13 protein-coding genes are annotated in these 20,879 nt (G+C 61.0%); 9 read left to right on the top strand and 4 right to left on the bottom strand.

Annotated features, from left to right (window positions below):
- Window positions 1-6 precede the first annotated feature (6 nt).
- Both F4U95_RS20830 and F4U95_RS20825 read left to right on the top strand, forming a co-directional pair.
- Entirely contained in the window at window positions 7-600 is a 594-nt protein-coding gene (locus F4U95_RS20830; RefSeq protein WP_232016215.1) for a hypothetical protein, read from the top strand.
- Window positions 601-1,230 carry a glutathione S-transferase gene (locus tag F4U95_RS20825; RefSeq protein WP_281347246.1) on the top strand — a complete coding sequence of 210 codons (630 nt, stop codon included), beginning with the start codon at window positions 601-603 and terminating at the stop codon, window positions 1,228-1,230. It begins immediately after the preceding gene.
- 71 nt (window positions 1,231-1,301) lie between these two features.
- Here the strand turns inward: F4U95_RS20825 and F4U95_RS20820 are convergent, their stop codons facing one another.
- The 3 genes from F4U95_RS20820 to F4U95_RS20810 all read right to left on the bottom strand — a co-directional run bounded on the left by F4U95_RS20820 (window position 1,302) and on the right by F4U95_RS20810 (window position 7,872).
- Entirely contained in the window at window positions 1,302-3,329 is a 2,028-nt protein-coding gene (locus tag F4U95_RS20820) for a right-handed parallel beta-helix repeat-containing protein (protein ID WP_246171669.1), read from the bottom strand.
- A gap of 110 nt (window positions 3,330-3,439) precedes the next feature.
- The gene (locus F4U95_RS20815) at window positions 3,440-4,891 is read right to left on the bottom strand and encodes a DUF1593 domain-containing protein (RefSeq protein ID WP_150426813.1); all 1,452 of its coding nucleotides are present in this window, start codon (window positions 4,889-4,891) and stop codon (window positions 3,440-3,442) included.
- Window positions 4,892-4,962: 71 nt separating this feature from the next.
- The gene (locus tag F4U95_RS20810) at window positions 4,963-7,872 is read right to left on the bottom strand and encodes a TonB-dependent receptor plug domain-containing protein (RefSeq protein WP_246171668.1); all 2,910 of its coding nucleotides are present in this window, start codon (window positions 7,870-7,872) and stop codon (window positions 4,963-4,965) included.
- A gap of 326 nt (window positions 7,873-8,198) precedes the next feature.
- Between F4U95_RS20810 and F4U95_RS20805 the strand changes: the two genes are divergently transcribed.
- Together F4U95_RS20805 and F4U95_RS20800 are read left to right on the top strand one after the other, a co-directional pair.
- Complete coding sequence (locus F4U95_RS20805; protein WP_172598870.1) at window positions 8,199-9,452, top strand: MFS transporter; 1,254 nt, start codon at window positions 8,199-8,201, stop codon at window positions 9,450-9,452.
- Complete coding sequence (locus F4U95_RS20800) at window positions 9,449-11,083, top strand: glycoside hydrolase family 43 protein (protein WP_120252970.1); 1,635 nt, start codon at window positions 9,449-9,451, stop codon at window positions 11,081-11,083. The genes F4U95_RS20805 and F4U95_RS20800 overlap by 4 nt, the downstream gene beginning before the upstream one ends.
- Here the strand turns inward: F4U95_RS20800 and F4U95_RS20795 are convergent.
- Window positions 11,044-12,072 carry a LacI family DNA-binding transcriptional regulator gene (locus F4U95_RS20795; protein ID WP_246171667.1) on the bottom strand — a complete coding sequence of 343 codons (1,029 nt, stop codon included), beginning with the start codon at window positions 12,070-12,072 and terminating at the stop codon, window positions 11,044-11,046. The two genes, F4U95_RS20800 and F4U95_RS20795, sit on opposite strands and share 40 nt — an antisense overlap.
- A 202-nt stretch (window positions 12,073-12,274) precedes the next feature.
- Here F4U95_RS20795 and F4U95_RS20790 point away from each other — a divergent pair, with 202 nt between their 5' ends.
- The 5 genes from F4U95_RS20790 (at window position 12,275) to F4U95_RS20770 (ending at window position 20,863) form a co-directional block, all read left to right on the top strand.
- Window positions 12,275-13,261 (top strand): glycoside hydrolase family 43 protein, encoded by a 987-nt coding sequence (locus F4U95_RS20790; protein WP_150426811.1) that lies wholly within the window; start codon window positions 12,275-12,277, stop codon window positions 13,259-13,261.
- Window positions 13,262-13,360: 99 nt separating this feature from the next.
- Complete coding sequence (locus F4U95_RS20785; protein ID WP_150426810.1) at window positions 13,361-15,031, top strand: glycoside hydrolase family 43 protein; 1,671 nt, start codon at window positions 13,361-13,363, stop codon at window positions 15,029-15,031.
- 11 nt (window positions 15,032-15,042) lie between these two features.
- The gene (locus F4U95_RS20780; protein ID WP_150426809.1) at window positions 15,043-16,611 is read left to right on the top strand and encodes a glycoside hydrolase family 43 protein; all 1,569 of its coding nucleotides are present in this window, start codon (window positions 15,043-15,045) and stop codon (window positions 16,609-16,611) included.
- Window positions 16,608-18,953 carry a glycoside hydrolase family 95 protein gene (locus tag F4U95_RS20775; protein WP_150426808.1) on the top strand — a complete coding sequence of 782 codons (2,346 nt, stop codon included), beginning with the start codon at window positions 16,608-16,610 and terminating at the stop codon, window positions 18,951-18,953. The genes F4U95_RS20780 and F4U95_RS20775 overlap by 4 nt, the downstream gene beginning before the upstream one ends.
- Window positions 18,950-20,863, top strand: a complete 1,914-nt coding sequence (locus F4U95_RS20770) for an NPCBM/NEW2 domain-containing protein (protein ID WP_150426807.1) — start codon at window positions 18,950-18,952, stop codon at window positions 20,861-20,863. Before F4U95_RS20775 ends, F4U95_RS20770 begins: the two co-directional genes overlap by 4 nt.
- The last annotated feature ends 16 nt before the right edge of the window (window positions 20,864-20,879 follow it).

The raw sequence follows: 20,879 nt of genomic DNA, 5'->3' as shown, positions 1-20,879 counted from the left end.
AGACTGATGATGCGCGCCTTATCCGACCTTGTCCAATTGGGCCGCCTTGTCGCTGCGACACATGGATGGCCGGCGGCCAGGACTTTCAAGGCCTATGACTGGAGCGAACAGGACCGTGCCGGGATCGCCAGTGGCGCCGCCGACATTCTCAAACTGTTCCCGGCGACGGCAGGGCAGGAACAGTCGCTCAGCGCGACCCTCGCCTTCCAGCTTCAGCGCCGCTTGGACGCGCCGGTGCATCTTGTGGCGGGCACGTTGCGCGTAGAGGGCATGGCGGTGCGGCAGGACCGATTGCCGTCCGATGGCACAAGCCCATTTGCCGCCGACGCGCCGGCATGGCGGGGCCATCTGTGGATCATGGTTGGGCCGCATGTCGTCGACGCCGCGATCTTCCGACTGGCGAATGCTGCCGACAGTAACCCCGTACTGGCGCGCCATGTCCATGGCATGTTCGGTTCCGACAAGGGGCTTTATGCCGATCATTGGCGGCAGGCGAGACGGGTCGGCCTGGATTATGATCCCCTATATGTGTTGAGCGAAGAAGATATGAGCCACCTGCTGAATGCGGCCTATCGTCTGATCAAGGATGGCGCAGCCTAGGTGCTGCCGATCCTCTACAGCTTTCGCCGCTGCCCCTATGCGATGCGAGCAAGGCTGGCGTTGGCGGCAAGCGCTACGACCGTCGAACTGCGCGAGGTCAAGCTGTCGGCCAAGCCCGATGCCATGCTCGCTTTGTCGCCCAAAGCTACCGTTCCCGTGCTTCTGATGCCCGACGGCACGGTCATCGAAGAGAGTATCGACATCATGCGTGGGACATTGGCGCGAAACGATCCGGAAGGCTGGCTCGACCGCGACGATCCGGACTTGATCGCCATCAATGACGGCCGGTTCAAACATGACCTAGATCGCTATAAATATCCGGAGCGTCATGGATCGAACAGCGATGCCCATCGTGCCAGCGGACTGACATTCCTCCTTTTGCTGGAGGAGAGGCTGGCCAATGCCCCCCATTTGTGCGGTGACAAGCGCGGTCTAGCCGATGCCGCCATCATTCCGTTCGTACGGCAATTTGCGTCGGTCGATCAACATTGGTTCGTGGCGCAGCCGCTCGACCGGGTCAGACATTGGTTGTCGACCTATCTGGCTTCGACGCTTTTCGACGCGATCATGGTCCGGCTGCCACCCTGGTCACCGTTGGATCAACCTAAAGCGGTCGATTGGCTACGCTGATCGCTCAGCCAGGTTGCGCGTAACAGACCACGACCCGCCCGAACCGGTATCGGCGCCGGGACATGCCGTCCTCACGGATGGCGCGACGCGGCCTGCTCAACGCCGCTCGCGTCGATTATGCGCTGGGCTTCAATCGGCCAGTCTTTGCCGGTCACCAGGACATTGTCCGCCGCCCGGTTGTTGAGATAATCGCTCCATTCGCCGTTGAGCTTGCCCCCATTATACCAGTTGCCCGTCGCGACATTATCCAGCGCGGTGCGCTTGGGCGCGATATGGGACTGCGTGTTGAGGTTCAGCCATACGCCCCCGATGCGATCCAGGACGTTGTTCCGCACGGTGACATAGCGCGAACCTTCATCAAGATAGATGGCGATACCGCCAGAGCCCGCTACATCATAGACGTAGTTTTCCGCGATCAGAGCGCCCGGATCAGCCGACAGATGATAGATGGCGCCGCCATCGGGGAACCATTGCTTCACCCGCCCCACCCGATTGCCCTTCACGACCGTGTCGCGCAGGGTGGTAGGCGTGTCATAGACGCTGTTGCCGGGCTGATCATAATATCCCCGCTGTTTTCGCCAATATTCTGCGCTACCGCCCGGATCATTGGCACCCCAGCCCCACCCCACATCTATGCCGTCATAAGGTGTGTCGGAAACATCGTTGTTCATGATGATCGTGCCGGACGCATAGGTCACGAGAATGGCCGATTGTTCTTTATAGTCGTGCGATACGCTCTTGATGCGATTGTTGCGGATGATGATATCGCGCAAACCCATCTCAGGACGTGAGGGGTGATGGGCATCTGGCTGGATTCCACCCGCCATGATCGCTCCCCCGGCCAGATCGACAAATTCGCTGTTCGTCACCTCGATCGCCGAACTACCCAGGCCGATGCCGCTATCGTTGGCGTCAGGGTTGTTGCCGATGCCCAACGCGATCTGCCCCAGCTGAGAAAATCGATCTTCGTCAAACAGGATGCGCCGCGCCGCTGCAACCTGTACGGCGGCTGGCTGTTGGCTCCACCGATTGCGCATCCGTTCGAACGACCAGCATCCCCAACTGCAATCGCGAACGGGATCGGCGGGATAATCGACGAGGTCGCCGGAAAGATAGGCGCCGCTCTGTTGACTGGCATAGCCATCCGGGCCGGACGGGCGTCGCCAGCTCGTATGGCTGAAATGCAGCCGACGAAATTCCAGATCTCGAACCGGATCGTCATAGGTGCCCGCGATGGAGACAAGATGCTCCAAATGCGGCAGAACCACCTCGATCCGATTCATGTCTTCGCCCGGCAACGGCTTGTAATAAAGCCGGCCCGCCTTGGGGTCGACGAACCAATGGCCCGGATCACGCAGAAACGCCAAGGCGTTCACCAAGAATAGTCGTGCAACGTCCGCCGACACCGGTCGCGCAAGCGTGTCATAGCCCACCAGATTGTTGCGCCAGCCAGGCTGCTGCATCACGATCCGGTCGCCGTCGATATGATCCACCATCGCGTGGCGATGGGTGAACCAGCTCATTCCTTCGATCTCCATTCTGCTTTGATCGGGCAATGTTGCGAGAAAGCGCCAGGCGGGGTCGCGGATCTCGAGGCCCCATGGATGAAAGGCGACGGCGGATCGGGGAATTTCCACCGACGCCCGCTGAACCAATCGCCCCGCAACGCTCAATTGCCGCGGATCCATTCCGACCGGCACTCGCGCCATCCAGATATCGCGCTGCTTGTCGACCTGGCTCCAGCCAGTCACCGGGGCGCCGCCAGACAGCATGGTGCGCAGACCGGGCGCACCTTCCCAGCGGACCGTATAGCCATTCTGCCCTCCGTCCCTGGCGTTGAAGCGCAGCGGCGCTGTCAGGCGATAGACGCCTTCGGCCAGTGACACGGTGACATCATGGTCGTGATTGAGAGTCCGCACCGCCTGCTGCGCGCGCGCAAGCGAGGCGAAGGGCCTGGCAGCCGACCCGTCTCCTTCATCCGACCCGCTGGGCGAAACATGCAGGATCAGCGGAACCGGGGCGGGGCGGTTGGGAATGACGATCTTGAAATGCTCGCCAGCGGGTCGATCGCGTGCGCCGATCTGCGGAATGTTCGGCATCGGTGGCAACTGCGCCAATGCCGGCAAGGACCAGCAGGCCAGGACCGCGCCTATACTTGCCCACCCTCTCCAGTTCATCCTCTGTATCCCGCTATCTTCTTGCTGCATCGTCATGGCTCGATCGTCACGATCACCCGCCGATATCGCGTGACAGGCGGTGTTCCCTTGTCGGTGACCGCCAGGATGAAATGCGCGTCGCGCCGCTCCTCGACCATCGGAGCGGTAAAATCGACCGTCACGATATTCGGCGCAATCCCGGATGTTATTGCCGATGTCCAGCCTCCCACTTCGGGATAATGGAACCAGTAATAGCTCAGACTGTCCCCGTCAGGGTCGGTCGTGCCCAGCCCGCTCAGGAAGAAGCGCTGCCCGGCCTTTACCGTCAACCAGTCGGGGTGCGCCAGTTGAACCTTCGGCGGATGATTGGCGTCCTTATAGGCTGTGATCGACCAATCCATGCGCGCGGCGAAATCATTCTGAAAATCCGCCCGCCAGCGCCAGAGCGTAGCGCGAAAATCCTTTATCGTCCTTTCCCCGGGCATGACCGCGCGGCCGATCGCGTTGCGGGTCAACGGCGCCACGGCATCCGAGGCGTTGGTCCAGATCGGCCGGGTTTCCGGTTCGATCGGCACGCCGCCCGTAAAGCCATTGGGGTCGGTTGCCGCGGCGGCCGGCACATAGAGTTCGTATCGCCCGCCCCAACCGCCCCAGTTGGGATATTCAGGGTCGCTCAAACCATTAGGGATCAACGATAGATAAGCCGGCGTGTCGCCCTCCATCCCATAGGAGACATCGGGATAGGCCGCTCCCAGCGGGCCATGGCCTTGCTGGATATTGTCGCGCAACCAGTCGTTGGAGATGGTGCCATTGTCCGCACCGTCGATCCGACTATGGATAGCTGTCCACGTCCCCGCGCCGTAGCCACCAGGGCTGACGATATAGAATAGCGTAGGAAAATTCCGGCGGATCCATGCGCCACTGTCGTCCTGATCGGAAATCGTATAAACGCGCAGGCGCCTCACCAGGCGCGACACATCCTCGGCCGATCTGGTCGCGCGCAAACTGTAGAGCGCCTGCGCCAGGCTGTTGGCGCCACCCCATACCGACACCCAGAGCGGTCTTGGATCATCCTTCTCGATCGCTTGCACGATCAGGCGCGATCCCGCCGTGTCATGCCCTTCTCCAACCGCCGCCATGCCATAAGCCGGCTGTCCTTCACGCACCAGAGACTGCAAACGCGCAGCCGCAGGGAAGCCCGGTTCATGCAGGTTCAGATTGGGCTGTACCTTGCCATATTCATCTATGATCCGCCGAATGGAATCCGCATACACCGCCTGCTTCATATGCACGGAGGTCGTGGCGATCAGCCCTTCAAGGTCGATCTGGTTGGCGTAGAGCAACAGCCGCACGAAAGATTGCGTATCGTCCGGATCCGCTTCGATGTCGCTGAGGACGATCAGTCGCTGCTTGGCGGCCGATAGGGAAGAAGGGGGAGAGGATGCCGGCAACGCAGCCGGAAGGATGATAGCCGCAATTGCCGTGCACAAGGTCAATCCTCTCATGCAACTCTCTCCCCAGTTTTTATGATCAAGCCGGGCCGACGCACATCGCGCCGGCCCGGCATCGTTCAGCATCAGAATTTGAAGCGGACACCCGCCCGGTACATGCGCCCGATCACGTCATAGAGGTTCGGGTTGACGAAATAAGGCGACTTGGCGGGATCGCGGTCGAGCAGGTTATCGACCTTGAAGTACGCCGTGACCTGCGGCGTGATATTGTAGGTACCGCCAATATCCACATAGAAGGCGCCAGGCATGAAATTCTGATCGATCGTCGGATGATTGTTGGTCGATGCAGGGCAGCTACCTGGCTGGCAGACCACATATTGATGACCCAGCACGCCATCGCTGAACCAGCGTTCCTGCACCATCAGCGAGAATTTGTCATTCTCATAGCTCTGGATCGCCAGGAACTTCCAGTCGGGCGTGTTGCCCAGATTGGCGCCAGCCGAGTCCACCGGGATCGTACCGATCAGGCCGGAGTCCGTCACGAACTTGCTGACATGCGTCGCCAGACCGCGCAAGGTCAGGCTGCCCGGCAGGCCCAGCGGACGCTGCCACTGATAGCTGGCTTCGATGTCGAAACCGCTGGTGTCGATCGACGCCAGGTTGAACGCCTGCACGTTGATGAAGTTCGGCCCTTGCTGATTGTTCAGATTGAACGCGCTGCACGTTTCCGGCCGGACGTTCTGGAAACACAGGTTGACGATGTCGCCGGCGCCCAGGCTGGAGATGACGTCCTTGATCTTGATCTTGTAGTAATCGAACGACGCGCTGAAGCCCGGCAACCAGGATGCACCGGAAAAGGCGATGCCGGCTGTCGTGTTGCGTGCGGTTTCAGGCCGCAAATTGGCGTTGCCGATGCTATTCTGGATCGCCAGCACGTTACGGCCGGTGAACGGATCGAAGAAGTTGGGCAGCGTCGTGGTGACGGGCGCTGCGAACAGTTCCGACAGATTAGGGGCACGCACATCCTTCGACGTCACGCCACGCAAGCGGAAACCATCGACCGGCAGGTTCCATGTGCCGCCGACCTTCCAGGCCCAGATCGTGCCCGACGTGCTGTAATCGGTCACGCGCACAGCGCCGTTGATGTTGGCCTTGCCCAGTGCATCGCTGTTGATGATCGGCAGATCGGCCTCGAAAAAGGCTTCTTTCACGCCATAGGCGCCGCCGCCGCTCTTGTAGTTGCCCGCATACCAATTGTTGCCTCCCGGCAGCAGCGTGGGATCGAACGGATAGTCGGCGGTGTTAGGCGCGAAGTTGGAGCCCATGCCATAGGCGTCGGCGCGGACCTTGTAGAATTCATGCCGATATTCGGCACCGAACGCTATCGACAGCGGGCCGGCCCACAGTTCGACAGGCGAACCGGAAAAATTGACGCTGACCACGTCCTGCGTCTGGCGCGTCCGCTGGAACGGGCCGTTTTCAGGCATGATATAGGACAGCGCGCCGGCCGACGGATTGCCGCCGAAAATATTGAGCGGCTGGCAACCGTTCGCCCGCGCCGTGGCACTGGCGCAAACGATCGAGCCATTCAACGTAGTCGCATTGATGGCGTCGTTGAAACGATTGGTCAGCAGAATGTTCGATACGTCGATGGCGGTGAAATTAACGCCATGCTCGAAATAATTGTCATAGGACCATTCGGTACCGAGCAGGTTGAACGCCCCCTTGGCGCCGATGACGCCGCGATACTGGCGACGATCCGTATCCACGCGGGTGTTGCCCAGCGCGGCATTGCTCGTGCCATAGCCGAAGCTGGTGATGCCCGCCGTCGCACATGCGGTCTTGATCGATGCCGGAACGAACGGATTGGCGCACTGGATGGTCAGGCCGGGCTTGTTCATGCCGCCGACCGGGGTGTTGTGGGTCTTCACCTGGCCGAAGTTGAAGGTGAAATAAAGTTCGTCATTGTCGGCGAAATCATAACCAAGCCGAGCATAGCTATTGACCCGCTTGATCGCCGATTGAAGCGTGCGCCCCGCATCGACATTGCCCGACAGGTCGCCGCCAAGGCAGAAGCCGGGGAAACAGTTGCGCACATTGCTGGTACCGTCGCGCGCCGGCACGCCGCCCGATCCGTAGTTGAACTGGAACGGATTGCCATTCTGATCGAATGCCGTGCCCTGGAGCGGGCCGGACGTGATCAGGCCATATTTGGTATAATTATAAGCCTGGGCATAGTCGCGCAGGACGAAACGGGGCGATCCGTCGTTGACCGCGCCCCGGTCGATCAGGCTGGTCTGCTTGAACCAGTCGCGCCCGCCGGCCAGGCCGATACCGAAATCGCCGCCGCCGACGCCCTTTTCATCGGCATATTCGCCGCTGACGACCAGATGCGCGCGATCATCGAGGAAGCTGGTGCCTGCCGCCAGCTGAACCAGAAACTGTTCATTGTCGCTATACCGGCTGATGCCGCCCTGGACATTGCCCTTAAAGCCCTTGAACCGGGTGTCGGTGATGAAGTTGACGACGCCGCCGACCGCGTCCGAGCCGTAGGAGGCGGATGCGCCGCCATTCACGACGTCGACGCGTTGCACGAGCAACTGCGGAAACAGGCTGATGTCAGGCACACCGGTCACGTTCGCGCCGACGACCCGCTGTCCATCAAGCAGGGTCAGGGTACGGATGGCGCCCACGCCTCGCAGCGAGAAGGAACTCAAACCCTGCTGGCCGCTCGACGTGCTGAACGTGTTCACCGCCGTACCGCTCGACCCCTGCAGCGACGGCAGTTGCGCGATGGTGGTGAAGATGTTGGGCTGCGCATTGGCTTCGATGGCACCCGAATCGATCACGGTCGTGGGCGTGGGCGCCGTGTAGCCGCTTGCCTTGATGCGTGAACCTGTGACGACGATATCGCTATCATTGGCTGATTGCTGGGCGCCTTGAGGCGCTGCCACGCCTGCTCTATCCTGCGCCATGGCCGGCGCGGCGATCATGCACGTCAGCAGGGCGGCCATGCTGACGGTGGCAGGCCCCATGGCGGATTTTGCGATACGAAAATTGGAATGCGACATACTGCTCTCTCCCCTAGATTTTTCTATCCCTGTCGCGGAGTAGACCTCCGAAACTGCGCATCGCCGCCGAGCATGTCAAAGACTCGACAGAAAGTTAGTTAGCGCTAACAACGCCTATTGATATCTCCCGAGATTGTTGTCAATAGTCAGACAAGACGGAGAGGATAAGGATTTCACGCTTTGAGACGGCCGACATTATTTTACACATCAGAGCAATATGCTCATGCAGATGTGAGCCGATCGTGCCAGAATGCGCTTCGTCGCAATTTTTCTGTTAACGTTATCATGTCATGGTGATGACGATTTTCCGCATGGGAAAAATAAGATGGACCATCATCGGCCTTTTCGTCGGTGCGATGGTCATCAACTATCTTTCGCGCTCCGTGCTGGGGGTTGCAGCGCCGATCATTTTGACGGAACAATCGATAAACAGCATCGAATATGGCTGGATCACGAGCGCCTTTCAGCTCGGCGTGATGCTTCAGCCGGTCGCGGGATATTTTCTCGACAGCGTCGGGCTGCGCATCGGTTTCGGCATTTGCGTCGCCGCCTGGTCGATCATCACGATGGCCCATGGGTTCGTAAACGGGTGGTTCGGATTTGCCGCGCTGCGCGGCCTGTTGGGGCTTGCCGAAGGGTCTGCGCAACCTGCCGGGCAAAAGCTGGTGGCGGAATGGTTTCCGTCCAAGGAGCGCGGCCTTGCAGGCGGCGTGTACAATATCGGCGCATCGTTCGGCGCAGTCTTTGCCCCACCTTTGGTGGCATGGGCCGTCATGATGCACAGTTGGCGCCTGGCATTCGTGATAGCGGGCGCCATCGGTCTTGGTTGGGCATTGCTCTGGCTATTCTATTATAACAGCCCGTCGCGACACCCCCGCCTGACCGATCAGGAGCGCGACTATATTGCCAGTGGGCAAGAAGCACGGCTTGCGCCGCAAGCGACCCGCGCCTCCATCATGAGCCTTCTACGCAGGCGCGACCTTTGGGGGATCGCCCTGCCCAGGATGCTTGCCGACCCTGTATGGGGCATGTTGTCGTTCTGGATGCCGCTCTATCTCGCGCGCGTTCGCGGTTTCGATCTGACCCAGATTGCCCTTTTCGCCTGGCTGCCCTTTCTTGCCGCGGACCTTGGATGTCTTTTCGGTCCGGCCGTCGTCACCTTCCTGCAACGGCGCAATGTCGATCTGATCGACGCACGCCGCTGGACGTTTACGCTGGGCGCGGCGATGATGACGGGCATGGCCTTTGTCGGTATGGCGACGAACCCCTATGTGGCGATCGCCTTGCTTTGCCTGGGCGGGTTTGCGCATCAAACGCTGTCCGTCACCGTCATCACGATGGCCTCTGACCTGTTTCCTCGCAACGTCGTGGCCACAGCGGCAGGCTTGGCCGGCCTTGCAGGCAATCTTGGCGTGCTCGTCTTCACCCTGCTCCTGGGTCAGATGGTCGATCAGGTCGGCTATGAGCCATTCTTCATCATCCTTGGCGTCCTTGACCTGCTGGGCGCCCTTCTCCTGTGGATATTGGTGCGTAAACCCGCATGAACATCATCTCAAATCCGATCCTTCCAGGCTTCAATCCCGATCCGTCCATCCTGCGGGTCGGCGATGATTTCTACATCGCTACGTCGACCTTCGAATGGTATCCCGGCGTGCAGATTCATCATAGCCGCGATCTCAAGCACTGGCGGCTCGTCGCGCGACCACTGGCGCAAGCGACGCAATTGGACATGCGTGGCGCGCCTGATTCCTGCGGCGTCTGGGCCCCCGACCTCAGCTATGCAGATGGACGCTTCTGGCTCATATTCACGGACGTCAAACGATATGGCGTGACGACCGTCAATGGCGCCAAAGGCGCGTCCTTGCGGGACTTTCCCAACTATGTCGTGCATTGCGACCAGATCGACGGCAATTGGTCGGAGGCTGTTCACCTCAACAGCAGCGGCTTCGATCCCGCCCTGTTTCACGATGACGACGGCCGAAGCTGGATGCTGAACATGCTATGGGATCATCGGCCCGGCCGGGGCCGGTTCGCGGGCATTCAGATCCAGCAATTTGATCGCACCGCTCAGGCCCTTGTCGGCGAACCCCATCTGATTTTCAAGGGAACCGATCTGGGCTTCACCGAAGGTCCGCACATCTACAAGCGGGACGGATGGTATCATCTGCTGGTCGCCGAAGGGGGGACCGGATGGGACCATGCCGTAGTCATGGCTCGCTCACGCGATTTGCTGGGGCCATATGACGTGCATCCCGATGGCCCGGTACTGACGGCGGCGGGGCGCCGTGAAGGCCCCATTACGCGCGCCGGGCATGGCGATCTGGTCGAACTGAAGGATGGATCGCCCTGGCTCGCCTATTTATGCGGCCGCCCCGTTCCGGGGAAGGAGCGCTGCATTCTGGGGCGCGAAACGGCGATACAACCGATGCGATGGCATGACGATGGGTGGCTGCGCACCTTGGACGGCGACGCGCGCCCGGTCGAAACGCCACAAGCGCCCGACCTGCCGTCCATACCCTGGCCGCAGGACGATTGGGATGGCCGTTTCGATCGGGATTTCCTGCCCTTGGAATTTCAATGGCTGCGTACTCCCTTGCCAGAACGCCTCTTCAGTCTGTCCGAACGGCCCGGTTTCCTGCGACTGTACGGGCGGGAAACCGTAGGGAGCCATTTCGAGCAGGCGCTTGTCGCCCGGCGGCTGGAACATCGACGCTTCACAGCGACAACCTGCGTCGATTTTTCGCCGCGTTGCTTCCAGCAGGCTGCGGGGCTCATTCTCTATTATAACAGCACGAAATATTATTATCTCAATATCAGCGTGGAAGGCGAAGCACGCGAATTGCAGTTGATGATTGCATCGCCGCTTCTGGCGGAAGGCGTCACGATGGAGACGGTCGGTCGACTGCCCAACGGGCCGATCGAACTGAGAGCAGATGTCGACGGCGACGTCCTGATCTTCAGCTGGCGCGCCGAAGGTGACACCAATTGGCACATCTTGCCTCAAAGGCTGGACGCAACGATCCTGTCGGACGAAGTAACGTGCCCCGGCCTCCCCAACTTCACCGGCACCTTCGTCGGCATGGCCTGCCAGGATTTGTCCGGCATGGCGATGCCCGCCGATTTCAGCTGGTTCATCTATGAAGGCGGAGAGGGTACATGCGCTCCGGTCGACTGACGTTCCACGATCCTGTGATCGAGTATGGTTTCGCGGGGAACCCGCGAGTGGCCCTTTTCCGCTGCGATTTCGGCAATCAGCAGACTCAGTGCTTCAGCGGCCAATTCGCGCACGGGCTGATGGACCGTGGTCAGCGGGGGCCACAGCGTTTGCGCCGCCGTCGTATCGTCGAAACCCGCCACGGTCAGTTCGGCCGGCACATCCAGATGGCGCCGGTGTGCCACGGACACCACGGCAGCCGCCATATCGTCATTGCTCGCGAAGATCGCAGTGGGTCGACTGGGCATCGCCAACAGATGTTCGGCGGCCGCCAGCCCGGACACATAGGTGAAGTCGCCCTGCACCACCTGAACCTCTACCCCGCCCGTTTCACGGATCGCTGCATAGAAACCGGCCATCCGTTCAGCGCTCGCGGCCTGATCGGGGTTGCCCAATATGAATCCCAGCTGCCTATGTCCCAGATCAAGGAGAAGGCGTGTCATCTGGTAGGATGCCGCGCGATCATCGATCCGCACGCAAATCTTGCCGGGGGATTGATAGGCACCGACGGCAGCCATCGCACATCTCGCGTCGCGCAAAACCCGCAGCACATCGGGCGCTTCACCCAGCGGGGGCGCCAGCAAAGCGCCGCTCAGCCCGGATGCGACCAACTCTTCGATGGCTTCCACTGCGGGCGCGCGCCCGCCTTCCCCTTTCAACAAAATCAAACGCGCGCCGCGCGACGACGCTTCTTCGAAAACCCCGGTCAGAAACTCGCTCATGAACGCGGCGTTCGCATTGGAATAGATGATGCCGATCCGCAATTCCGTCGAGTTGACCAGATTGCGCGCCGCAACATTGGGTGTGTAGGCGAGAGCCTTGATCGCCTCCTCGACAACGGCGCGCGTCTCCGCACTCACGCCCGACCGCCCGTTGATCACGCGCGATACCGTCATCGACGATACCCCGGCACGTTTCGCAACATCCACTACGGTCGCGCCACGCCCCATTTGCTGCGATCGTGCCATAAATTCCCTCACGCTCTCGAAATGCGATCAATCGACCTAAGACATGGAAGGGCATCAGCAAAGCGGCAATTGCGGGTTTTGCGTCGGCGCCTGTCGATGCTGGGTGCCGGGCACGGCAAATGATGATTTTTGACGGTCATCGCCGCATCATCCTCGACTGACTTTCATCATAAGGACCATCTTCATGCGCCGGTCGCTCCTTCCCTTTCTTCTCGCCACCATGGCGGCGCCCGCTCTGTCGCAAGACGTGGCCGGCACCAATCCCATCATCCGTGACAAGTTCACCGCAGATCCCGCGCCCATGGTGGATGGGAACCGTCTCTATCTCTACGTCGGCCATGACGAGGCCCAGCGGGACGAGATGTTCAACATGCGCGAATGGCTCGTCTATTCGACCACCGATATGAAACATTGGACCGACCATGGACCGATCATGAACGTGTCGGATTTCAAATGGGCCAAGAAGGACGCCTGGGCATCGCAGACCATCAAGAAGAACGGTAAATACTGGTTCTATGCCGCGGTTGAGCATGACAATAGCCATCCGGGCAAGGCGATCGCGGTCGCCGTATCCGACACGCCGACCGGCCCTTTCGTCGATGCGAAGGGATCGGCGCTCATCACCAACCAGATGACGCCGAAAGGCACGCATAGCTGGGAAGATATCGACCCCACCGTCTTCACCGACGATGACGGGGTGACTTGGATCGCCTGGGGCAATCGCCAATGCTATATCGCAAAGCTGAAGCCCAACATGATCGAGATCGATGGACCCATACGGGAAATCACGCCGCCGCATTTCGAGGAGGGCCCCTGGCTCCACAAGCGGGGCAAGCTTTACTATCTGACCTATGCCTCGCTCGACCGCGCGACCCATCGCGACGAGCGTATTTCCTATGCCACGGCGACATCACTCGATGGCTCGTGGACCTATCGCGGGGAACTCACCGGATCGGGCAAATATAGCTTCACCATTCACGCCGGCATCACCGAGTTCAAGAAGCAATGGTATATATTCCTGCATAATGCTGCGCTGGTCATCGGCGATCTGAACGGCGCGATCGGACGGCGTGCAGTGACCGTCGAGCGCCTGGAATATAATCGCGACGGCACCATGAAGCCGGTCGTGCAGACGGATGCGGGCATTTCCGCCCGCAATCCGGGAAAATAGGAAAATCCCACCACTGAACATCGCAGCCAGTTCATGGTAGCGCTATCGCGAAAATATAGCCGGCGCGGCGCAGCACGGCAGTTGAAGGAGAGATACAGCATGACCCACCCGACCTTGCGCCTGTCTGCGCTCATACCATCGATACTGTCTCTTTCGCTGTTCGCCGCGCCCGCCGATGCGGCGCCTGCGCGGTTCGATCGATTTACCTATGATGGGCAGTCGGCTGAAAAGGTCGCGGTCAAGGCCGGGGAATATCGCAATCCAATCCTGACGGGCTATTACCCCGACCCGTCGGTCACGCGTGTGGGCGACGACTATTATCTCGTCAATTCATCCTTTGCCCATTATCCGGGCCTTCCGATCTTCAAATCGAAGGATCTGGTCAACTGGACGCAGATCGGCAATGCCATAGACCGGCCCGAACAACTGAACTTCAATGGCCGTCGCATTTCGCAGGCGGTATTCGCACCCGCCATCAGTTATCACGGCGGCACCTTCTACATCGTCAACACCTGCGTCGAATGTAAGGGCAATTTCGTCATCACCGCCAAAGATCCGGCCGGTCCATGGTCTAACCCCATCTGGCTACCCTTTGAGGGGATCGATCCGTCCATCTACTGGGAAGGTGACAAGGCCTATATCGTCAACAACCGCGCACCGGACGAACCGCCCCGCTATAACGGCCACCGCGCCATCTGGATTCAGGAATATGACTGGCGCGCGGGCAAGATGGTCGGCCCAAGCACGCAACTGATCAACGGCGGGGTCGATATCAGCAAGAAACCAGTCTGGATCGAAGGGCCGCATATCTTCCGCAAGGACGGCTATTATTATCTGACCGCAGCCGAAGGCGGCACGAGCGTCAACCATTCGCAGGTCGTATTGCGATCCAAGGCGTTGCGCGGGCCCTATGTCGCTTTCGAAGGCAATCCGATCCTCACCCAGCGCGATCTCGATCCCGCGCGGCCCGACATGATCGGATCGGCAGGCCATGCCCAACTTGTCGAGACGCAAAATGGCGACTGGTGGGCGACATTCCTTGCCGTGCGCCCTTATGCCGACGACTTCTACAATATCGGGCGCGAAACTTTCCTGCTGCCGGTGGAATGGAAGAATGGCTGGCCGGTCATCCTGCCGCGCGGACAGGCGATCCCCCATGCCCTCAATCTGCCCAATCTGCCGGTACAACCCAAGCCCGCTTTGCCCACCAGCGGTGATTTCGCCTATGTCGAAGAGTTTGACGGCAACGCCTTGCCGATGGAATGGATCGGTATCCGCACGCCGCAAAAGCCCTTCTATCACCTCAAGGACGGCGCGCTTGCGCTGGAAAGCGGCGCCCCTCTCGGCGACCTGAGCGGCGTTCCAGCCTTCATTGGGCGGCGGCAACAGCATGCCAACGCCATCTTTTCCACCACGCTGCGCTACAGCCCGGCCAGGGATGGCGATCGTGCCGGTCTTGCAGCCGTACAGAGCGACCGGAGCAATCTTTTCTTCGGCCTCACCCGGATCGCCGGCAAGCGGGTCGTCGCACTCTACACTCGCGATGCGGCCGATAGCGATACGCTGATCGCCTCCGCGCCCATCACCCTCAGCGCCCCTGTGACCCTTACCATTCGCGCAACCGGCGGGACCATGGCGTTCGACTATGGCGTTGGGGACAAGGTGAAGACGTTGAAGGACGGCGTCGACGCCACGCTGCTCAGCACGAAGAAGGCTCGCGGCTTCGTCGGCACGGTCGTCGGTCCCTATCACTATACTCCGGCCAACTGAGGAGCGACGGCATGATCCGCACCGCGGCCATCGGCCTCGCCATCGCCACCGGTCTGATCGCCGCCGCCCTGCCCGCGCAGGTCTGGCGGTCCGATCAGGGCGATGGCACCTATCGCAATCCGGTGCTGTTTGCTGACTATCCCGATCCCGACATCATTCGTGTCGAAGATGATTTCTACTTCGTATCCACCACTTTCGCCAACGCACCCGGCGTTACCATCCTCCGTTCCAAGGATCTGGTGAACTGGCGTATCGCGACCCATGTGGTCGACCGGCTCGACGGCGATCCGCGCTATGATCTGAAAAATGGGGGCGACTATCGCCACGGCTTTTATGCCGCCAGCCTGCGCCGTCACAAGGGCATGTTCTACCTCGCCGTCACCCCTGTCGGGCACAAGACCCGCATCTATCGGTCCGCCAGGATCGACGGTCCCTGGACTTACAAGGAACTGGATCGCGAGGCCTTCGATCCCGCCCTCTTCATCGACGTGGACGGGACCGCCTATCTGGGCACGTCGGTCGGCACCGACGGCACGGTCACGCTGCTGACGCTCAATAACGACCTTTCCGCCGTCACCGGCGCGAAAGTCGCCTATTACAACAAGGGTGCCGAAGGATCGAAAATCATCCGCCACAATGGCTATTATTATCTTTTCAACGCCATCCCGTCCAAACTGGCGATGACCATATCGCGATCGCGCAGCCTTTGGGGGCCGTGGGAGACCAAGCCGTCGATCGACGACAGGAGCGGCGGCCATCAGGGCGCGATGGTCGATATGCCGGACGGCAGCTGGTACGGCTTCGTCATGGTGGATGCGGGCGCGATCGGCCGCATGACCAATATCAGCCCGATCTTCTGGAAGGATGACTGGCCCTGGTGGGGCACGCCGGACAAGCCCGACGTCGTGCCCGACCGGTCGCCCAAGCCGATTTCGGGCCATGCTTTCGCAGAGCCGCCTTCATCGGATGATTTTTCGTCCCGGAAACTGGGGGTGCAGTGGCAGTGGAACCATAATCCCGACGACAGCAAATGGTCATTGACGCAGCGCCCTGGTTTCCTGCGGCTTCATGCGACCCAGGCGGACGGTATCTGGACCGCACGCAACACGCTGACGCAAAAGGCGCAAGGGCCAAAGATGCGTGCCATCGCGAAAATCGATACTGCCGGTATCAAGGCAGGCGATGTCTGCGGCCTCGGCAGTTTCGGCAAATATAATGCCCAGCTTGCGATCGTCGGCGGCCAAAAGGGTGCGCAATCGCTGCGGATGCAGCTGACCGAAAGCACGAAGGATGGTCCCCGCACGGACGTCCGAGTTCCCGCCATTCCCGTTACCGGTCGCACCCTCTGGCTGCGCAGCGATATGGATTTCGATACCAAGCAGGGCCGTGTCGGATACAGCCTCGACAACCGCCTGTGGCAGGATGTCGGCGATGCCTTCCCGCTCGCTTTCGACTGGCGCACCGGCACCTTTCAGGGCCAGCAGATTGCGATATCCTGCTACAATCCTACTCCCGCCGGCGGCTATCTCGATATCGAGAGTTTCACGCTCGCGCCTCTCTCCGTCGGCGCGCGGCCATGACCTTCAGCCGTCGCGAAACCATGGCCGCCATGGCGGCTGGGACGGCTGCCATGGCGGCAGCCCGACCGGCTCGCGCAGTACCCGCCCCGCACGCCCCACTCGCTTTATGGTATCACCAGCCCGCCACCGAATGGACCCAGGCGTTGCCCATCGGAAACGGACGCCTGGGGGCGATGGTGTTTGGCGGCATAAGCCAGGAAAGGTTGCAGCTCAACGAAAGCACGCTCTGGGCGGGGCAGCCCTATGATCCGGTAAATCCACAGGCGCTGACCATGCTGCCCAAGGTGCGCGAGCTGATCTTCGCAGGCAAGATCGCGGAGGCCGAAGCGCTCGCCAACCAGACGTTGATGGCCAGACCGTTGACCCAAATGCCCTATCAGACACTGGGCGACCTGATCCTCGATTTTCCCGGCCTGGGCGACGCCAGCGCCTATCGCCGCGATCTCGATCTCGACAAGGCAATGGCGACCACCCGGTTCGAGGCGAACGACGGTGTCACTCATGTCCGTCAGGTCATCGCTTCCCCGGCGGACCAGATCATCGCCGTCCGCCTGACTGCCGGCGGCGAGAATGGACTTGATGTCGATATTACTCTCCGATCCCCCCAGCGTGAAGTTCAGGTCGTCGCAGATGGCCCTGCCGGTCTGCTCCTCACCGGTCGCAACGGCGCTTCCAAGGGGGTAGAGGGCAATCTCCGTTTCGCCGCCCGCCTGGCGGCTGAGGTGGAAGGCGGCACCACCACCACCCAGGCTGACGACGGCCGCCTCAACATCCGCAACGCCAAAGCCATCACTTTGTATATCGCCATGGCGACCAGCTATCGGCGCTTCGATGATGTCGGCGGCGATCCGATAGCAGCGACCGCCGCGACGATCGCCAGGGTCAGGGGGCGCACCTTCGCGCGCATCGCCGCCGATACCGCCGCTGCGCATCAGCGCCTGTTCCGCCGCGTCGCCCTCGATCTGGGCACCACGGCGGCTGCGCAACTGCCCACCGATCAGCGCATCGCAGCCTCCCAGACCAGCGACGATCCTGCGCTTGCGGCCCTCTATTTCCATTTTGCCCGCTACCTGATGATCTGCGCGTCCCGCCCTGGCGGTCAGCCCGCCAATTTGCAGGGTCTCTGGAACGACAGTCTCAATCCACCCTGGGGTTCCAAATATACCATCAACATCAACACGCAGATGAATTATTGGCCGGCAGAGCCGACGGCACTGGGCGAATGTGTCGCGCCCCTGGTGGATATGGTGCGCGAACTGGCCATCACCGGCGAACGCACCGCCCGCACCATGTATGGCGCGCGCGGTTGGGTCGCCCATCATAATACCGACCTTTGGCGCGCCACCGCACCGATCGATGGCGCACAATTCGGCCTTTGGCCCACCGGCGGCGCATGGCTCTGTACCCATTTGTGGGACCATTATGACTATGGGCGCGACCATGCCTATCTGATGTCCATCTATCCGCTGATGGCGGGGGCGGCGCGGTTCTTCCTGGACACGCTCCAGCGCGATCCCTCGACCGGCTTCCTCGTCACCAATCCGTCGATGAGTCCCGAAAACCCGCATGGCCATGGTGGCACCCTTTGCGCGGGGCCAACGATGGACATGGCGATTTTGCGCGATCTCTTTACCCAGACGATAGAGGCTGCGACGATCTTGCAGGCCGACGTCGCCCTTGTCGGCGAAATGCGCGCCGCGCGAGACGCACTCGCGCCCTATAAAATCGGGCGCAACGGCCAGCTTCAGGAATGGCAGCAGGATTGGGACGCCGACGCGCCCGAGCAGGATCACCGACATGTGTCCCACCTCTACGGCCTGCATCCGTCGCGCCAGATTATGCCCGACGACACCCCCACACTTGCCGCTGCCGCGCGTCGCACGCTGGAGATACGGGGCGACCGCGCCACCGGGTGGGCGACAGCCTGGCGCATCAACCTGTGGGCGCGGCTGAAGGATGGCGACCATGCCCATGATATCCTGCGTTTCCTTCTCGGGCCGGAACGGACCTATCCCAACATGTTCGATGCCCACCCGCCCTTCCAGATCGACGGCAATTTCGGTGGCGCGGCGGGCATCGTGGAAATGCTGATGGGCAGCCATGGCGACGTCATCGACCTGCTCCCCGCGCTGCCCAAGGCGTGGCCGACCGGTAGCGTCACCGGCCTGCGCGCGCGGGGCCGGTGCCGCATCGACCTCCACTGGCGGGACGGCCGACTAGACCGCGCCGTTCTGCGGCCCGAACTGTCTGGAACCCGCACTATCCGCCTCGCAGATAAACGCCGCGTGTTGACGCTCAAGACCGGTATGCCGGTTTCCCTGACTCCCAAGGATTTTGCATGACCATTCGCCGTTATATTCTGCCGATGATCGCGCTGTGCGCCAGCCCCAGCCTCTGGGCGCAAACCGCGCCGGCCAACGCGCTCGATCCGCTGGCCGCCACCGGACGCTGGAGCGCCTATCAGGTCGGCAGTGCACAACTGCCGCCGATGGGCTGGAACAGTTGGAACGCCTTTTTCACTGAGATTGACGAGGAAAAACTGCTGGGTTCCGCCAAGCGGATTATCGATACCGGCCTTGCGAAGAAGGGCTATCGCTTCATCAATATCGACGACGGCTGGTGGCTGAAACGTCGTACCAACGACAACAAGCTCATCATCCGCGCGGACAAATTCCCCTCGGCCCGCAGCGTCAAGGGTGATCCCTCTTTCCGTCCCCTTACCGACAAGCTTCACGCCATGGGCTTCAAGGCGGGCATCTATTCCGACCTCGGCCGCAACAGCTGTTCCCAGGCCTATTCCGACGGACCGGCGCAACTGCCCGAAGGCACGGTGGCCGAACGTGAAGTCGGCCTGTACGGGCATAGCGATCGGGATATCCGGCTGTTTTTCGCGGACTGGGGTTTCGACGCGATAAAGGTCGACGGCTGCGGCATCCGGGCGTTCGCCGCCGATGCGGAACGCGTCCGCAACGGCCAGTTCCGCGCGCTCCCCCCGATCATCGATCAGCACAGCATCGCCCGGTCGGACATTCCCGCCGTCAAGGCGCTCTTTGCAGACATCAACCAGTCTCTCGCCAAATACAATCCCGATGGCGACTATATGCTCTCGCTCTGCATCTGGGGCAGCGCCAATGTCCGCTCCTGGGGCAAGGATGTCGGCAGCATATCACGCACCAGTGATGATATCTCTCCCGATTGGCATCGGATGCTCACCAATTATGACAGCGCCGTACGCCGCGCCCTCTATGCTCATCCTGGCAGTTGGAACGATCCGGATATGCTTTTCATCGGCAAGGGGGATTTCGATGCTGATCATCTGACCGAAGCCCGGTCGCATTTCGCATTATGGGCGATGATGAACGCACCGCTTCTGATCGGCGCGGATTTGCGGACCACGCCGCAACCGCTGCTCGATATTTTCGGCAATGCAGACCTGATCGCGCTCAACCAGGATCCCGCCGGCAATCAGGCGACCGTCGCTTTCGACAGCGATGGGTTCCAGATCCTCGTCAAGACGCTCGCGAACGGGGACAAGGCCGTGGCCTTGTTCAATCGAGGATCGTCTCCGGTCGATGCGGTACTGACCGCCGATCATCTGAAACTTCGCGCCGACTATCCCATTGCCTTGTCGAACCTTTGGACCGGCGCAAAGAGCGATTTCACCAAGGAAGTGAAGTTGCATGTCGAACCGCGCGAAACGCTGGTTTTCCGTGCAAATGGCCGCCGCATCTTGGCAGATGGCCTGTATCTATCGGAACAGCCCGGCGTCGTGAACCCGGCAGCTGACGGCGTCGTGCAGCCCGAACCTGATCCTACCATCTATCGTTCGATACCGGGCTGGCGGGGCACACGCGGGATCGGCGAGCGCCCCATGTACGCCGGATGGGGCGGCGCGATGGCCGATGCGACGCCCTATAATCAGGCGCTCGTCGTTGCGGGTCAATCCTTCGCCTCGGGTGTGGGGATCCTCGCCAACTCGCGGCTAGAAGTGCGCAACAAGGGCTTTGCCCGCTTCACCGCGTCGGTCGGCGTTGACGACAGCGCTTTGGATGGCGATCAGCCTGTGCGCTTCTTCCTCTTTGGCGACGGCAAGGCACTTGCGAGCACGCCGCCATTACGCCGAGGCAAGCCTGCGCAATCGATGGAAGCGAACGTCAAGGGGATCGCCATCCTTGAACTGGTGGCCCGCGCCGATGGCGTGAAGGACAACGCCGTTCCGGTAACATGGGGCGACGCCGCGCTGCGGCGCTGAAAGGAGAGACAATATC

It is taken from the genome of Sphingobium limneticum (assembly GCF_008710165.1).
In the GTDB taxonomy this organism is placed as follows: domain Bacteria; phylum Pseudomonadota; class Alphaproteobacteria; order Sphingomonadales; family Sphingomonadaceae; genus Sphingobium; species Sphingobium limneticum.
The sequence above is the reverse complement of the archived record's forward strand: the minus strand, read 5'-3'. Positions and strand labels throughout refer to the sequence as shown.

Coding starts and splice junctions, on each gene's coding strand:
- F4U95_RS20830 (WP_232016215.1), top strand. CDS start 7: ATGATGCGCGCCTTATCCGACCTTGTCCAATTGGGCCGCCTTGTCGCT.
- F4U95_RS20820 (WP_246171669.1), bottom strand. CDS start 3,329: ATGCCGAACATTCCGCAGATCGGCGCACGCGATCGACCCGCTGGCGAG.
- F4U95_RS20815 (WP_150426813.1), bottom strand. CDS start 4,891: ATGAGAGGATTGACCTTGTGCACGGCAATTGCGGCTATCATCCTTCCG.
- F4U95_RS20810 (WP_246171668.1), bottom strand. CDS start 7,872: ATGGGGCCTGCCACCGTCAGCATGGCCGCCCTGCTGACGTGCATGATC.
- F4U95_RS20805 (WP_172598870.1), top strand. CDS start 8,199: ATGGTGATGACGATTTTCCGCATGGGAAAAATAAGATGGACCATCATC.
- F4U95_RS20800 (WP_120252970.1), top strand. CDS start 9,449: ATGAACATCATCTCAAATCCGATCCTTCCAGGCTTCAATCCCGATCCG.
- F4U95_RS20795 (WP_246171667.1), bottom strand. CDS start 12,072: ATGGGGCGTGGCGCGACCGTAGTGGATGTTGCGAAACGTGCCGGGGTA.
- F4U95_RS20790 (WP_150426811.1), top strand. CDS start 12,275: ATGCGCCGGTCGCTCCTTCCCTTTCTTCTCGCCACCATGGCGGCGCCC.
- F4U95_RS20785 (WP_150426810.1), top strand. CDS start 13,361: ATGACCCACCCGACCTTGCGCCTGTCTGCGCTCATACCATCGATACTG.
- F4U95_RS20780 (WP_150426809.1), top strand. CDS start 15,043: ATGATCCGCACCGCGGCCATCGGCCTCGCCATCGCCACCGGTCTGATC.
- F4U95_RS20775 (WP_150426808.1), top strand. CDS start 16,608: ATGACCTTCAGCCGTCGCGAAACCATGGCCGCCATGGCGGCTGGGACG.
- F4U95_RS20770 (WP_150426807.1), top strand. CDS start 18,950: ATGACCATTCGCCGTTATATTCTGCCGATGATCGCGCTGTGCGCCAGC.